Raw genomic sequence first — 16,225 nt, forward strand, 5'->3', positions numbered from 1 at the left:
GTAATTAACGAAACTAAACCATGAAAAACCTAAGTCTCATTTTTCTTGCACTTGTACTTTTTGGGTGTAATCACTCTAACTCTGTCGTTCTTCAAAGTCCCGACAGAAAGCTAAAAATAAGCGTTACTGCCAACGACACAGCTTTTGTTGTCTATTCAGTTGAATCGGAGGGAACTCCGTTAATCCAAAAATCAAAGCTGGGCTTTGCATTTGAAAATGCACCTACATTAGGCCGGAACATGGAAATTGTTTCCTCCTCCGAATTGCATGTCAACCAAAGCTGGAAACCGGTTTACGGTGAACGAGCAGAAATTCCGGATACATACCATCAGGCCATCATTCACCTGAAAGAAACGGTTGAACCGGAACGGGAAATGGAGTTAACGGTTCGCGCATATAACGAAGGTATTGCGTTTCAATATACATTACTTCCAACTGGAAATACAGAATCGGTAACAATTCAGCAAGAACTCACCGAATTCTGTTTTAGTAAAGATTATAATGGCTGGGTTTCCGACCGGGCACAATCGGAATACCGGAAGGTTCCCATCAGCGAGATCACCAGTCCGGCCGAACGTCCGCTGGTGGTGGAAGCCGATGAAAAACTTGTGGCAATTGGCGAGGCAAAACTTGTCGATTTTTCGCGCATGAAACTACAGGCTGGCGAGCGAGCCAATTCACTGGTCGCCACCTTACATGATAACCCATCAGTGAAATTGCCCTACACCTCTCCCTGGCGAACTATTATGACCGGTGATTCTCCCGGAGAATTGCTGGAGCACAACTACTTTCTGCAAAACCTGAATGATCCGTGTACTATTGAAGATGTTTCGTGGATTAAACCGGGGAAAGTAATTCGCGAAGTTACGCTCACCACCCGAGGCGGAATGGCCTGCGTGGATTTTGCTGCAGAGAATGGCCTGCAATACGTTGAATTTGATGCCGGCTGGTACGGTTTTGAATACGACGACAGCTCGGATGCCAGCACCATTACCGTTGATCCAAAACGCTCTCCCGGCCCATTGGAGCTTCAAAAGGTCATCAATTATGCCAATACCAAAGGAATAGGAATTATTCTTTATGTAAACCGCCGGGCGCTGGAAAAACAACTTGACGAAATACTGCCGCTGTATAAATCGTGGGGCGTGAAAGGCGTAAAATATGGTTTTGTTCAAGTGGGTTCTCAGGAATGGACCACATGGTTACACGAGGCCGTAAAAAAAGCAGCGGATAACCAACTTATGGTGGACATTCACGATGAATATCGTCCCACCGGGTTTTCACGTACTTACCCCAATCTTATGACCCAGGAAGGTATCCGTGGCGACGAAGAAAGCCCGGACAATCAGCATACTTTAACCACACTTTTTACCCGGATGCTTGCCGGTGCTGCCGACAATACCATCTGTTACTTTGCTCCACGTGTTACTGAAAAAATGGGCGGCCATGTTTCGCAGCTGGCAAAGGCAGTTATGATGTACAGCCCATGGCAATTTCTGTTCTGGTATGACCGGCCACCCAATTCTTCCGAAGTGATTGGCGGCGTTCCCGGAGCCAAGGATTATATTGAGATTACCCCGGAACTGGAATTCTTTAAAAATATGCCCACTGTTTGGGACGAAACAAGAGTACTGGAGGGAGAAATCGGAGCATATGCCACGCTGGCACGCAAATCCGGTAACGATTGGTATTTGGGTTCACTCACAGGGAATGTTACGCACACCGCCCAACTGGACTTATCATTTCTTGAGCCAGGCAAAAATTATGAAACCTTAATTTACTCTCATGATCCGGATGCTGAAGTTGCGACAAAAGTTAGAATCGATCATCAGGAAATGCGTTATGATTCCATTTTGAGTTTTGATATTGGCGCGAATTCAGGCTTAGCTATTCATTTCAAACAAACGAACTAAGTACATTCCTCTATTTTTTAAAATGCCACCGACAAACGGATTCCCGGATATACATTTTTAAAGAAGTCGTTAAAATAAAGTTCAGGTTTAATCATAAATGTATTGTTGATCTTTTTGTTTACCGACACTCTAAAAGTGTTGTCCTTAAAAAAGTCGTTGTTCCGTTTCACCAGGTAACCCACCGAAAAACCGTACCATTTGTCCTGCCCTGTAACATCCGAGAAATTGTGTTCCCAGGCCAGTGAAACAAAGTGGTTAAGTTCAAAAAACTTGTTGTCGTTCGATTCCGAAAAATCATACATCATGTTGTAATCAACAGCGTACAAATTTCTAAATACTCCCTTTTTGCTGAACGATACTCCCAGCCTGAAATTAATATCAGAAACAAAGGTGTTTTTGATCCAGCCCGAACCAATTCCTCCTGAAAGGATAAGCATATCAAGGTTTTTACTGTTGTTTTGGAAATTAGCTTTCACTTCGTCGCCACGTAAATCCAGCCAGGCAATAATCCCTTTCTTGTATTTATCGCCGTACTCCTTTTTCAGGAAATCCTCGCTTTGCTGCGCCTTCTTTTCAAATTCATCGGAGAGGAAAAAGTCAAGATCATCCAGATCGTCAACAAAGATTTTCATTTCCATGGCACGGTACGAAAAGTAAATACAGTAACGGCCAAAGTCTTTTTCAAAAGTGCTTCCATCGTCGAAAACTACCAGACTTTTGGTGTTCCTTTTGCTGCGCGACAACTCAATCTCTTTATAATTCCACACCCACATATCTTCACCCTGATCTCGAAATTCAATGGTGATCATTTCATCATCGGCCGGCGGCACAACAGTCATTTCAGCAAGTACTTTTTGAATCTGTTCTACCCTGCCCTGCATACTCATTTTGTGTGGTGTTTTATTTAGGGCATTGGTGCTGGCCACCTCAATCAGCATTTTATCGAACTTATATCTTACCGTATCGGCTTTAAAATAGCCATCCATGGCTGATGCTGAAAGTGCGAGGCTTAGAAAAAGAAAAATTGAGATAATTGTTTTCATGGTTCTTTAATTGTAATTGTTGTTTACTTTTTGAAAATTGTACTGTTCAGGTTATTTCTGTTCTCGATAAAGTTTTTCTGAAATACTTTCATTTCCATCTCCGGCGATTTAAGTGATGGTTTTTGTTGAGGCCCCAGTTCTACGCGTTCGCTTTTTAACTCAAAAGGATTTGCGGTCGGAGAAGGCTCCGGGCTTTCCGATTCTGCCTGGTTTTTTAAAGCAACTAGTTCTTCATTTAACGTCTCTATCTCGGCTTTCAAAGCAGCATTTAGGTTTTGAATTGTTTGCATTGAATCCATGGCCTGCTGATAATTCTGCTGCCATTCAATAGATTCTTCTTGAACATTGCTTTCAACTACCCTGTTGCGGTAAACTACTTTTTCCTTTTCAACCACCTGCACTTCGGTTCTTACTTGTGTAGGCAAGGTTTGTAACGAGTCGACCAATAATTGCAATCGTGTGATTTCATGCTTTACATTTTCCATTTCAGCACGTTGTTTGGCCCGGCTGTTTAGTGACGCCATAACGCCCAGCGTAAGCAATAAACCCAGAAAAACCGCTGCAATTCGCCAGAATGCGGCCACTCCTTTTCGTCCGCTCAATTCCGAATCAAGGCGGCTCCACATTTGCTCCTTTCCGGCAAACGATGTTTTTTTATCGCTTGATTCAAATGCCTTTTTTATTCTATGTTCCAGCTTGTCCATAATCCTGTGCAAGTTTCTTTTGTAAAAATTGGCGTGCTTTAAAAAATTGCGACCGTGATGTGCTTTCCGAAATTCCCAGCAATTCGGCAATTTCTTTGTGTGCATAACCATCGACAACATTCATTAAAAACACGGTTCGGTATCCATCCGGCAATTCATTTACCAGGTCAATCAGCGCTCCGTCGTCCATCTCTTCAATCCAACTGCTTTCATGACGTTCTTCATCCAGCGTTTCCACTTTGTAAAGTGTACTCAGTTCTTTTCGCCTGTCCATCAGCGTTTGGTTAATTACAATGCGTGTTAACCACCCCAGCAATGCCGGCTCGTTGATGTATTCAAACTCAGGCAACTTGGTATAAATCTTCATAAAAGCCTGAAAAAGTGCGTCTTCTGCCAATTCATCATTAACGGCATAACGCCGCGCAACGGCAAACAGGCGGTCGACATATTTATCGAACAGCAGCTTCTGAGCCCGCCGGTCGCCCCTTTTTACTTTATGAATTACTTTTTCGAGTTGCACTTATTTGTTTGCTTTCAACTTTAAAATGCAAGGTAAACCAAAAACGTTGCCTGGGTGCTAAAATATTTTCGTAAAGAATGGAGTAATAGCATGAATGTGAGGCATACTATCACTGAGGCATACTAATTTTGGCAAAAAATATGGCACCACCCTATACAACTTATATTTTTCATTTAAATGACATTCCCGAATTTCACACACAAACACTATTACTTTAAATAACTACAGCAGTGACAATTACACAACCCACCTCAATTTATATCGAGATTTTAAGGGGGACCTTCCGAAGGTATCGTTTTACCTTCCAAAGGTATCGTTCTACCTTCCGAAGGTATCCGTTTACCTTCAGAAGCTTAAACGCCGCATTCGGAAGCCCGAGTTTGGGCTTCCGAAGCTCAAGTGCCGCCTTTTTAAGGTATCAATCCGGCTTCTGAAGCTCAAGCGCCGGCTTTTTAAGGTATCGATCCGGCTTCTGAAGCTCAAGATTCAGCTTCAAAAGCTCAACGTTTGGCTTCGAAAGCCGGACGTTGAGCTTTCGAAGGTATCAACTGTATTTTAGAAGCATTCGGGTATACATAATAATTTAAATTGTGAAGCTAAGAACAGCTGTCCTCACCTTTTTTACAACAATCTTTGGTTCTGAAAGGCAGCACTTCGAATTATAAACTAAAAAACGTTGTTCTGGAAATATGCACATTTATAATAGCATCGAATTTTGAAGAAAACGATAACAACTGGAGGGAAAAATAATGAAACAGAAAAATCGCCGGTTATTTAGAATTTAAGTGACAGTTGTTCATCAAGCAAACGAAATGTCATTCGGTGGTATTTGCTGGCTCCGTGTTCTTTTATTGCCGCGCGGTGTTTTTTTGTCGGGTAACCTTTGTTCTTATCCCAATCGTAATATGGAAACTCCTTGTGGATTTCTGCCAAATAATCGTCGCGGTACGTTTTAGCCAGAATTGATGCTGCGGCAATGGAATAAAACCGTCCGTCGCCCTTTATCATGCAGGTGTAAGGGATTTTGCTTTTTGTTCGGAATCGGTTACCATCTATCAGCAAATGTTCAGGAACAGTTGCCAACTTTTCTACCGCCCTGTTCATGGCCAGAAAAGAGGCATTCAGAATATTTACCTCATCAATTTCCTTGTTGTCGACCGCAACCACTGCCCAGGCCAGCGCCTGTTCTTCAACCAGCGGACGTAAGTGGTAACGTTGTTTTTCGCTTAGTTTTTTTGAATCGTTTAACAGTTCATTTTCAAAGTCGGCCGGCAGAATTACCGCCGCAGCAAATACCGGTCCGGCCAGGCAGCCTCGTCCGGCTTCGTCGCAACCGGCTTCAATTGTATTCTTGTTGTAAAAAGGAAGTAGTTTTTGTTTCTCCATGAAAACGGGCAAATTGCTAAACTGTCAAATTGTTAAACTGCTCACTGCGACTGAAAACTATTACTGTAAACTCTTTTCAACGCTCATCCACAGCAAACGTGCTGTTTCGTCCCAGCTAAACTTCTTTTTCTGCTGAAATCCTTTCTCCACCAGCTCGGCGCGCAAATCAGGGTCTTCGTGCAACTTAATCATGGCATCGGTAATCTGATCAATTTTTAACGGATCGGCATAAAGTACTGCATTGCCGCCAACTTCAGGGATTGATGTTGTATTGGAACAAATCACCGGAACACCGGCACTCATGGCCTCCACCACCGGGATACCAAAACCTTCGAAAAATGGTACAAAAGTAAGTGCCATTGCAGCCCCAAAAATATCATGCAAATCGGCCGTTGTTACCCGCCCCGTAAACACTACATCATCTTTATGGCGCATATTTTCGAAGGTTTCAAAAATATCGCCTGTTTTATGCATTTCGCCCCCAACAATTACCAATTTTGTTGTAGTGTTAACCACACTTTTAAACGCATCGAAAGCCTTTAGCAAGCCACAAACATTCTTTCTCGGATGTAAGGCTCCAACAAACAGAAAATATTCTGCACCATTTGTAAACATGGAACGCACCTCCATTTTCTCTTCTTCAGAAAGGGGCTCAAAAATCTGGTTAATACCGTCGTAAACCACATCAATTTTGTCGTAATCGACTTTAAAGGAACGGGTAATATCTTCTTTCGAATAAAACGATACTGTGGCAATCCGTTTAGCCAGGCGGGCAAATCTCGGAAAATAATGCTTGTAATATTTACCTTTTAGCCAGGGAAGATCATCGGGACGATGCACAAAGTTAATGTCGTGAATAACGCCCAACTGAGGCACCTTGGTGCGTTGCGAAAGATAACCATCGGGCGACAGAAAAAGATCTGCTTTGTATTTTTTCAGGATTGCCGGTATCCGGAATTCAAACCAAAGATACCACAAAACAGGATGACGTGTTGGCGGCCCAACAATTACCGGAGTAACATTTTCGGCAAAAATAAAATCCTCGCTGAATGCCCTGTCGAATATAAAAATAAACTCATGCTCGGGATGATTGATCGTCATCCGTTTTAGCGTTTCGTAAGTAAACCAGCCTATTCCCTCAAGCTTCCCTTTTATTAATAAACGAGTATTTACGGCAATAACCATAAGTGCTGTCGATTTTTCGTAAATGTACAAAGTCTGTTCAAATATTTGTTACTTTTAAGTATTCAAATTCTAGATACAATTCAAGAAACACGGTGTTTTGAAACGCAAATTTGTAACCAACCTGATATTATTACTTTTCCTGAATCTGCTGATAAAACCAATGTGGATTTTTGGTATCGACAGGACGGTGCAAAACACTGTTGGCGACGAGACTTTTGGTCTCTATTTCGCGTTGTTCAACTTCTCGATGTTGCTTAATATTTTGCTCGACGTTGGGATTACCAACTATAACAACCGCAACATTGCACAGCATAACTTTTTATTACCGAAACACCTTTCCAATATCATTGGTTTGAAGATTATTCTCGCCATTGTTTATGCCCTATTTAGTTTAGGAATTGCGGCCATTATCGGGTACAACAACATTCAGTTTCACCTGCTTTTCTTTTTAATCTTCAACCAGTTTCTGATCTCTTTCACACTTTATTTAAGGTCCAATCTCAGCGCTTTACACCTGTTCCGGACTGACAGTTTAATATCGGTTTTAGACCGGAGTATTATGCTCATTCTTTGTAGCATTTTACTTTTTACATCGTGGACAAATATCCGTTTTTCAATCGAATGGTACGTTTATGTTCAGACTATTGCTTACGTGCTGACCGCTATAACGACTTTTGTTGTCGTGCTTTCTAAATCGGGGCGCATAAAAATGCGATTCGACCTTTCCTTCTTTCGGGTATTTCTCCGGAAATCATATCCTTATGCACTCCTTATTTTACTGATGTCGTTTTACAACCGTATTGATTCTGTTTTGCTGGAACGTTTGCTCCCGAATCCGATTGGAAAAGAGCAGGCCGGTATTTATGCGCATTCGTTTCGGTTGCTTGATGCTGTATCGATGTTTGGGTTACTGTTTGCGGGATTACTGTTGCCGATTTTTGCAAAAATGATCAAACAAAAAGAACACGTCGGGCAGATGGTGAAACTTTCATTTACGCTTTTAATCGTGCCTGCAATAATTATTGCTGTTTCGAGTATATTTTACGATAACGAGATAATGGCCGCACTATACACTTCAAGTACTGAGTATTCTTCAGGCATTATGGGAATTCTGATGACCGGATTTATTGGCATTGCCTGCACTTATATTTTTGGCACTTTATTAACCGCCAATGGCAGCATGAAACAACTAAACATTATGGCTTTTTGCGGAATGGTGTTGAACATTGTGCTTAACCTGGTGCTAATTCCCCGTTTTATGGCATACGGATCAGCCTATGCAAGTGCGGCTACCCAGTTGTTTACCGGATTTACCCAGGTAGCTCTTGCCCTTTTTATTTTTAAAATAAAACCTCAAATTTCTTATATCTTCCAATTAGCTCTTTTTACCGGGGCCGTTATAGTTGTCGGACTGATTTCGAAACAAATCAGCCAATGGGTTTATGGATATCTTGCCATGTTGGCAGGCTCGGTAATTCTGGCGGTATTGTTCAGGCTTTTTAACTTAAAAGATCTGTATCAGAGCATTCGTTATGAAAAGGAATAATCCATCGATTGAAGAATTAAAAAACGGAGACGATTACGAACTTCTGGCAGAACCGGAGCATGATGAGATTAAGTCGTTTGTACTTTCGCAACTGGAAAAAGGAGGTTGGCTGGTTAAAGGATTTATGGTGTATCAGGCTGTTATGATACTGCTGGGTTTATTCATTATTACCCGCGCTGTGGTTTTTAGTTTCAAAGGCATTCACGAACCACTTTGGTACAGTATCGGAACTGTTATTTTTTGTGTAACGGCGCTTATTATCATTCACGAACTGCTGCATGGTGTTGCGATAAAACTTACCGGTGCCAAGAATGTGCGATACGGAGCCTATTTTAAAAAGTTTATATTTTATGCCGAAGCCGACCGCCATGTTTTTAATCGCGGGCAGTTTACCTTCATCGCGCTTGCTCCGCTGGTTGTGGTAAAACTAATCACCGTTGTTGGGATTATTATCTTTTTTAGTCATCCGCTGGTTTATGTGTTTACACTAATCATGTGTATACACAGTTTGTTCTGTGCCGGCGATATTGGCTTACTTTCCTTATTCTATTCAGAAGAATCAGAAGTATTTACCTTTGATAGTAAAGAGGAGCGAAAAAGTTATTACTTCAGAAAGAAGTATAATTTTGGGCAAAAAAAAGGCAGCTTCTACAAGCTGCCTCAAAGCCATGAAAACAATTAAACAATGTTCAGAAAACAGAAAACTAGAAACAATTAAATAGTCATTATATCTTCTTCCTTGGCTTCCACCAAGGCTTCGATCTTCTTACCAAATTCATCAGTCAGTCGTTGCACTTCCGCTTCCGCGTCTTTCTCGATATCCTCCGACAATCCTTCTTTTAGAAGTTTCTTAAGACTATCGTTCGAATCTTTTCGTGCTCCGCGAACGCTTACTTTTGCGTTTTCGCCTTCCTGATGGGCTTGTTTTACCAAACCTCTTCGTCTTTCTTCAGTCAGTACCGGAATATTTATTCTGATAATCTCGCCGTTGTTATCCGGATTCAATCCCAGATTTGCATTTTGAATTGCTTTTTCAATTTGTGGGATCAAATTCTTTTCCCAGGGTTGAACAGCAATTGTTCTTGCATCAGGTGTACTTACGTTAGAAACCTGATTTAGCGGCGTTTGACTTCCATAATATTCCACATGAACTCCATCTAACATAGCTGGATTTGCTTTACCTGCACGGATGTGAACTAATTCCTTTTCAAGGTGTTCAACGGCAGCTGCCATTTTCTCTTTACAATGGTCTAAAATAAATTCTACTTCTTCTTGCATCGGTATAACACTGTCTTTCCAACTGCGGACTGTCAGCAAATATAGAAAAAATATAAATTCACAAAAATTTTTTACCCAATTTATTCCTGTTTCAAATAAATCAAGCCTAGCTATAAACCAAAGTTCCTAGATCTTCGCCACCCATAACTCTCTGTAGATTACCCTTTTGATCCATATTAAACACATAGATCGGAAGATTATTTTCTTTACACAACGTGGTAGCGGTAAGATCCATTATTCGGAGATTACGGTTATATATTTCGTCGAAACTGATCTTATCGAACTTGGTAGCAGTTTTATCTTTTTCCGGATCTGCAGTATAAATACCGTCAACGCGTGTTCCTTTTAGCATAACTTCGGCTTCAATCTCGATTCCACGCAGGGCACTTGCTGTATCGGTGGTAAAATACGGATTACCGGTCCCTCCTGATATAATTACTACTTCGCCATTTTCCAAAGCCTCAACTGCTTTGTCTTTCGAGTAATATTCTCCAACAGGTTCCATCCGAATTGCGGTTAGCACTTTCGATTTAATCCCCTGACCAACCAATGCCGAGTTTAAAGCCAGACTGTTTATTACAGTTGCCAGCATCCCCATCTGGTCGCCTTTTACTCGATCAAAACCTTTGGCTGCTCCGCTTAGTCCGCGAAAAATATTACCGCCGCCAATTACAATTCCAACCTGTACACCCGATTTTACAATTGCTGCAATCTCTTCGGCATAATCGCCAAGTCGTTGCTGGTCTATTCCGTATTGTTGATCACCCATCAACGATTCGCCGCTGAGTTTTAGTAGAATGCGTTTGTATTTTGCCATGATTATTTGCGTTTTTTAGATGCACAAATATAGTACAACCTTATTTAAAACAGGGAATGGTTTTATAGTTAATTGAATCAAACATCCTGATGTGCTTTGCGATTGGGGTTCGTTCAACAACCACATTTCAATGCGCTACGTTTATGAAATCTGAGTTTCATGAATAAAAAAGCCACTTGCGTTTTGCAAATGGCTTCAAAAAACTCTGTGCTGTCTAATCAATTACCCTTCGCAGTGGTAATTAAATACTCATAAAAAACTGCTTCTCTGAACAGCCACGAAAATTGCGCTTTTTATATGCCGAAAACATGACAAAAATCAATTTTCATCAATGACAAAATCCGACCGATTTACTGCTTTTAAGCGAATGAGGAGAAAATACACGAAACCCTAACTGAAATTGTTAGGAGAATAAAAAATGATAGCGTTTTATGTTTTTCCCTTGCAGATTGTAACTTATTAAAAAGATCAAAAATGCATTCGATTATACCTATGAGATACAACATTTTAATAAGTAAACTCAATCATTCTTTGCATTAGATAATCTCTATACCCTGATCCTTACACAGTTCAACCGACATTTCGCTTAGTTTGTATTTTTGGATCTTTCCGCTGGCGGTCATCGGGAATTCATCAACAAAAAAGATGTATTTCGGAATTTTAAACCGGGCAATATTTCCGCGGCAAAAATCTACAATCTCTTCCTCGCTGAGTGTTTCCCCATTTTTCAATTTAATAAAAGCACCAACTGCTTCGCCATATTTTTTGCTTGGAACACCTGCAACTTCAACGGCTTCGATTTGCGGCAAACGATACAGGTAATTTTCAATTTCGCGCGGGTAGATATTTTCGCCTCCACGCACGATCATATCTTTTATGCGGCCGGTAATCTTATAAAATCCATCTTCGGTTTTTACAGCCAGATCGCCCGAGTGCAACCACCCTTCCTTATCGATAACCTTTGCCGTTTCTTCAGGATTGTTGTAGTAGCCTTTCATGACATTATAACCCCGGCAGCAGATTTCACCCTGGTCGCCCGGCTTACATTCTTCGCCCGTTTCAGGATCCACGATTTTCACTTCAACATTAGGGAATTCAAAACCAACCGTGGAAGCCCGAACTTCAACCGAGTTATGTGTACGTGTAGCCGTCATTCCCGGCGAACTTTCAGTTAAACCGTACACAATAATTATGTCTTTCATGTTCATTTTATCCATCACCTGGCGCATGGTTTCGATGGGGCAAAGTGCTCCGGCCATAATTCCTGTGCGTAACGACGACAGATCGAACATATCGAACATCGGATGATTCAACTCGGCAATAAACATGGTTGGCACTCCGTAAAGCGCCGTACATTTTTCCTTTTGTACAGAAGCCAGCACCATTAAAGGATCAAAATCCTCGGTAAAAACCATTGTTGCTCCGTGCGTTACGATGGAACACACAGCCAACACGCAACCAAAACAGTGGAATAGTGGAACACAAACCAACAAACGATCGTCTTCGGTGTATTTCATACACTCGCCGGTTGCAAAACCGTTGTTCAGAATATTGTGGTGCGAAAGCATTACACCTTTCGGGAAACCTGTTGTTCCCGAGGTGAATTGCATATTTACCACATCGTGGCAATTGAGCGTTATTTTAACGCTTTCCAGCTCCAGATCATCAATGTGGCTTCCCAGCAACATTAACTCGTCGGTACTGTACATCCCACGATGTTTTTGCTGACCGATAAATCCTACATTTTTAAGCTGCGGGAATCTGTCTGATTTCAGTTTTCCGCGTGGTTGTGTTTTTAGCTCGGGCACCAATTCAAACACCATCTTCACATAATCGCTGTCGCGGTATCCATCAACAATAAACAGCGAGTTTATATCGGCATTTTTCAGGATGTATTCCAGCTCCGCCAGCTTGTAATTGGTATTAACCGTTACCAGAACCGCCCCGATTTTTGCAGTGGCAAACATCAGAGTGGTCCAGTCGGGAACATTTTTTGCCCACACACCTACTTTATCTCCCGGTTTTATACCGATAAAAAGCAATCCTTTTGCCAGGCGGTCTACCCGTTCGTTAAACTGCTTATACGAAAACCGCAGGTTACGATCGGGGTAAACAATAAAATCTTTATCTGGCGTTTCAAAGGCCCATTTTTCAAGTATATTTCCTAAGGTATAATCAAGTAGCTGCATGAAAATGTTTTTTAATTATACGGGAGTATAAACTACCGCTAGAATTTTTGCAGCCTGTTCGCCGGCTGCGTGAATATTGTGGGCAACAACCGAATCGATATAGATGGTATCGCCTTTCTGTAAGAGGTAAACTTCTTTTCCGTAATTGATCTCAATACTTCCTTCGAGCACATATATAAACTCTTCGCCTTCGTGCGACGACAGTTTATAATCCGACTCTTCCGCAGGTTCAATTTCAACCAAAAACGGTTCCATATGTCTTCCGGATTTTGCCTGTGCCAGCGAGAAAAAGTTAAGGTGCTCGCGAGTACTTTCGTCTTTTGTAGAAAAGCTAAGCGTTTCTTTAGCTTTGCCAGCATTTACCAGAGCCGGACCAATGGTTTCCTGATCGTCGAGGAAGGTTCCTATACGCACACCCATTGCACGCGATATTTTAATTAGCACACCTAACGAAGGAACATTCCCCTCGTCTTCAATCAGCTGTAACTGGGCCTCATCCAAGTTGGCCTGTATTGCCAAATCACCACGCGAGAGTTGCCTGAACTCACGAAACTCTTTGATCTTATTACCGATCTTTTTACGGTTTTTCATACGATTAAAATTGTTAAATTTATTAGGGTATCGTATGGAACTCACACATTTTTAATTATCCTCTTGGGTGTAATTAGTTTATATGCTCGTTTCATCCTATTTATTTTTTACTTTATCTTGTATTAGATGCCTGTCTGCCATTGCTATAAAACTCACCCCTATTTACTGAGACTTGTTTTATAAGACATTTGATTACGGTGTAAAAATAACAGTTTGGATGAAATGTAAAAATGACGCCAATTAGTATTTTGGGTTCTAGGCCATTTTGAAACTAATGTTGCACAACAGCATTACTTCACAACAATAAAAAAAGGTGCCCAAACGAGCACCTTTCTGTTTATTTTATTTTTGCTTTCGCAAATACATCAATGTTCCACTGCCGGATTAGCTGATCCATTTTATGAATCGGAAATCCTGGCGGTGTGGCAATTCCGGATGTTTGGCATACAAACGGAAACTGTATGAGAACGATCCCGGATGGTCGGGTAAAATGGTATGCTTATAACAGCAAGTTGTGCCCTCGCACTTATCCGGATAGAATTCAACTGTATCAACAATTTTTTCCTGCCCGTCTCTATTTTCAGCAATTAATAATTCCACACCAACTTCCTCAGGTTTCAGGCCTTTTAAGTCAACCGATACTTTAACCGGGTACTTATCACCCATCACCATTGTGTGCGCAATACCGTCGATGATTTCGATGTTTTTCACCTCAACTCCATCCCATTTTGCAGCCATTTTGGCTTTCCAGGCAGCAATTTCTTTAGCCAGTTTAAAACCATCTGCATTCACACGCTGAGAACGCTCATACTGCGGATTGTAGTAACGGTCCTGGTAGTCGCGCATCATTCTAGATGTGGTAAAGTTTGGCGAAACATTTGCAATGGTATTTTTCACATATCCCACCCATTTTTCAGGAATATCGTATTGGTTGCGGCCATAATAAGCAGGCACAACTTCTTCTTCCAGAATATTGTAAATGGTTTCGGCATCCAGCTCATCCTGGAAATCCTGTACATCATAAGCACGCTCGGCCGGCAGTGCCCAACCGGCATCTTTCCGATAACCTTCAACCCACCAGCCATCAAGAACTGAGAAGTGCAGCGTACCGTTCATTACTCCTTTTTCGCCACTGGTACCCGAAGCTTCCAACGGACGGGTTGGCGTGTTCATCCAAACATCAACTCCCTGCAACAGCATTTTTGCCAGGTTCATATCATAGTTCTGAACGAAAAGAATTTTACCACGGAACTCGGGACGTTTCGATACTTCAACAATATTTTTAATCAGATCCTGTCCTGCTTTATCTGCCGGGTGAGCTTTACCGGCAAAAATAAACTGTACCGGACGCTCAGGATTATTTACAATTTTCGCTAATCGGTCGAGATTACGGAACAACAAGTGCGCACGTTTGTAGGTGGCAAACCTGCGTGCAAAACCAATTGTTAATGTATTCGGATTCAGTTTTCCGAGAATCTCGCTGATCAACTTCGGATTCTCCGAACGTTTAACCCAGTTATCCGAAAAACGCTCTTTAATATAGTTAATCAGCTTTTGACGTAATTTTTTACGCAGCTCCCAGATCTCGTAATCCGGAACATTGTAAATATTCTTCCACACATCAAAATCCAATTGATTGGTCGGAAATTCTTCGCCAAAATATTTTTTATGAATGTCTTTCCACTCCTGTGCTGCCCAGGTTGGGTAGTGAACACCGTTGGTTACATAACCAATCTCCAGTTCCTCCTCGAGGTAACCCTGGAACAAATGTTTTAGCACCGCCTTACTTACATCGCCGTGCAGCATACTAACGCCGTTAATTCCCTGCGACAAGTTGCTGGCCAGGTAACTCATATTAAAATGATCCTCTTCAACCCTTGCCTTACCCAGCATCTCGAAATCTTCCCAGGTCAATCCCAACTTTTCGACAAAGAAATTCATGTAATGACGGAACATATCGACATGAAAAGAATCGTGCCCTGCCGGAACCGGCGTGTGCGTTGTAAACACTGTTGATGCATTTACAACTTCTCTGGCCTCGGCATAGCTAAGTTTCTGTTCAGCCATCAGATTGGCAATACGTTGTATTCCAATAAACGCTGCGTGCCCTTCGTTACAATGGTAAATATCTGATTCTACACCCAGCTTTTTTAATGCCTGAATACCACCCAACCCAAGTAACATCTCCTGTTTCAGGCGGTTTTCGTTGTCGCCACCGTATAAATGATGGGTTACAAAACGGTCGGCATCGTTATTTTCATGATGATCGGCATCAAGCAAATACAGTTTTACCGAACCAACATTGGTTTGCCAAACACGTCCGATCAATGTCCTTCCCGGATATTGCACTTCAACGCGCACCCATTCGCCATTTTTATCTAATGCCGGCTGAACAGGGATTTTCGAGAATTGCTGTGCATCGTAAACAGCCATTTGCTCGCCGTGTAAATTCAGTGTTTGTTTAAAATACCCATAGCGATACAACAAACCTACGGCAACCAGTTTTACTTTCATATCGCTGGCTTCTTTCAGGTAGTCGCCGGCCAAAATACCCAAACCGCCCGAGAATATTTTCAAGCTGTCGTGCAAACCGTACTCCATACTGAAATACGAGATTCCGGGGCCTGCAAGCTCCTTACGCTCATCAAGATATTGGTTGAACTTTGCATTTACTTCGTGCATTCGGGCTACGAACATTTCATCGCGCTCCAGCTCTCTAAAACGGTTGTAGCTCACCTGGTCGAGCAACACAATCGGGTTATGGGCGCATTCTTCCCAAATTTCCGCATCTATATGCTGAAATAATTCGCGTGCTTCAGAATTCCAAACCCACCAAAGGTTTTTTGAAAGCTCGCGCAGCGGTGAAAGACTTTCCGGAACGTTAGATTCTACAATAATCCGTTTCCATACCGGCTCTCCCACAACCGGATTCTTTATAAATTTTTTCTCTTCCATTTTCTTCTCATTTTATTAATTACAAACTATGCCCGGCGGGCAAGCTGATCGTTCTAACTTACTTAGAACGAGCTGCAAAATTAGATTATCATTTCAAC

Annotated in this window: 13 protein-coding genes; 3 read left to right on the plus strand and 10 right to left on the minus strand. The window is 41.8% G+C overall.

Annotated features, from left to right (window positions below; all coding sequences use genetic code 11):
• Nucleotides 1-20 precede the first annotated feature (20 nt).
• Nucleotides 21-1,913 carry a glycoside hydrolase family 97 protein gene (locus G4420_RS19325; protein WP_163325582.1) on the plus strand — a complete coding sequence of 631 codons (1,893 nt, stop codon included), beginning with the start codon at nucleotides 21-23 and terminating at the stop codon, nucleotides 1,911-1,913.
• 17 nt (nucleotides 1,914-1,930) lie between these two features.
• Here the strand turns inward: G4420_RS19325 and G4420_RS19330 are convergent, their stop codons facing one another.
• From G4420_RS19330 to G4420_RS19350, 5 genes are all read right to left on the minus strand, one after another.
• Nucleotides 1,931-2,956 (minus strand): hypothetical protein, encoded by a 1,026-nt coding sequence (locus tag G4420_RS19330; RefSeq protein ID WP_163325583.1) that lies wholly within the window; start codon nucleotides 2,954-2,956, stop codon nucleotides 1,931-1,933.
• Between the two features lie 23 nt (nucleotides 2,957-2,979).
• Nucleotides 2,980-3,660 carry a hypothetical protein gene (locus G4420_RS19335; RefSeq protein WP_163325584.1) on the minus strand — a complete coding sequence of 227 codons (681 nt, stop codon included), beginning with the start codon at nucleotides 3,658-3,660 and terminating at the stop codon, nucleotides 2,980-2,982.
• Nucleotides 3,641-4,180: an RNA polymerase sigma factor gene (locus G4420_RS19340; RefSeq protein WP_163325585.1), complete on the minus strand. Its 540-nt coding sequence runs from the start codon at nucleotides 4,178-4,180 to the stop codon at nucleotides 3,641-3,643. Before G4420_RS19340 ends, G4420_RS19335 begins: the two co-directional genes overlap by 20 nt.
• Nucleotides 4,181-4,954: 774 nt before the next feature.
• Nucleotides 4,955-5,566 carry a ribonuclease HII gene (locus tag G4420_RS19345; protein ID WP_163325586.1) on the minus strand — a complete coding sequence of 204 codons (612 nt, stop codon included), beginning with the start codon at nucleotides 5,564-5,566 and terminating at the stop codon, nucleotides 4,955-4,957.
• Between the two features lie 60 nt (nucleotides 5,567-5,626).
• The gene (locus G4420_RS19350; RefSeq protein WP_163325587.1) at nucleotides 5,627-6,751 is read right to left on the minus strand and encodes a glycosyltransferase family 4 protein; all 1,125 of its coding nucleotides are present in this window, start codon (nucleotides 6,749-6,751) and stop codon (nucleotides 5,627-5,629) included.
• 97 nt (nucleotides 6,752-6,848) lie between these two features.
• On the opposite strand from G4420_RS19350, the gene G4420_RS19355 reads away from it, so the two are divergent.
• Entirely contained in the window at nucleotides 6,849-8,297 is a 1,449-nt protein-coding gene (locus tag G4420_RS19355) for an oligosaccharide flippase family protein (protein ID WP_163325588.1), read from the plus strand.
• Complete coding sequence (locus G4420_RS19360; protein WP_163325589.1) at nucleotides 8,284-8,979, plus strand: DUF3267 domain-containing protein; 696 nt, start codon at nucleotides 8,284-8,286, stop codon at nucleotides 8,977-8,979. The genes G4420_RS19355 and G4420_RS19360 overlap by 14 nt, the downstream gene beginning before the upstream one ends.
• A gap of 32 nt (nucleotides 8,980-9,011) precedes the next feature.
• Here the strand turns inward: G4420_RS19360 and frr are convergent, their stop codons facing one another.
• From frr to glgP, 5 genes are all read right to left on the minus strand, one after another.
• Complete coding sequence (frr, locus tag G4420_RS19365) at nucleotides 9,012-9,575, minus strand: ribosome recycling factor (RefSeq protein WP_163325590.1); 564 nt, start codon at nucleotides 9,573-9,575, stop codon at nucleotides 9,012-9,014.
• 106 nt (nucleotides 9,576-9,681) lie between these two features.
• Nucleotides 9,682-10,392, minus strand: coding sequence for a UMP kinase (gene pyrH, locus G4420_RS19370; RefSeq protein ID WP_163325591.1), 711 nt, complete (start codon nucleotides 10,390-10,392; stop codon nucleotides 9,682-9,684).
• 536 nt (nucleotides 10,393-10,928) lie between these two features.
• Nucleotides 10,929-12,581: an AMP-binding protein gene (locus G4420_RS19375; RefSeq protein ID WP_163325592.1), complete on the minus strand. Its 1,653-nt coding sequence runs from the start codon at nucleotides 12,579-12,581 to the stop codon at nucleotides 10,929-10,931.
• A gap of 15 nt (nucleotides 12,582-12,596) precedes the next feature.
• A complete protein-coding gene (locus G4420_RS19380; RefSeq protein ID WP_163325593.1) occupies nucleotides 12,597-13,172 on the minus strand; it encodes a helix-turn-helix domain-containing protein in 576 nt (191 codons plus the stop codon).
• A 384-nt stretch (nucleotides 13,173-13,556) separates the two neighbouring features.
• The gene (gene glgP / locus G4420_RS19385) at nucleotides 13,557-16,127 is read right to left on the minus strand and encodes an alpha-glucan family phosphorylase (protein ID WP_163325594.1); all 2,571 of its coding nucleotides are present in this window, start codon (nucleotides 16,125-16,127) and stop codon (nucleotides 13,557-13,559) included.
• Nucleotides 16,128-16,225: the final 98 nt, after the last annotated feature.

Source organism: Draconibacterium mangrovi (genome assembly GCF_010586825.1).
GTDB classification, from domain to species: domain Bacteria; phylum Bacteroidota; class Bacteroidia; order Bacteroidales; family Prolixibacteraceae; genus Draconibacterium; species Draconibacterium mangrovi.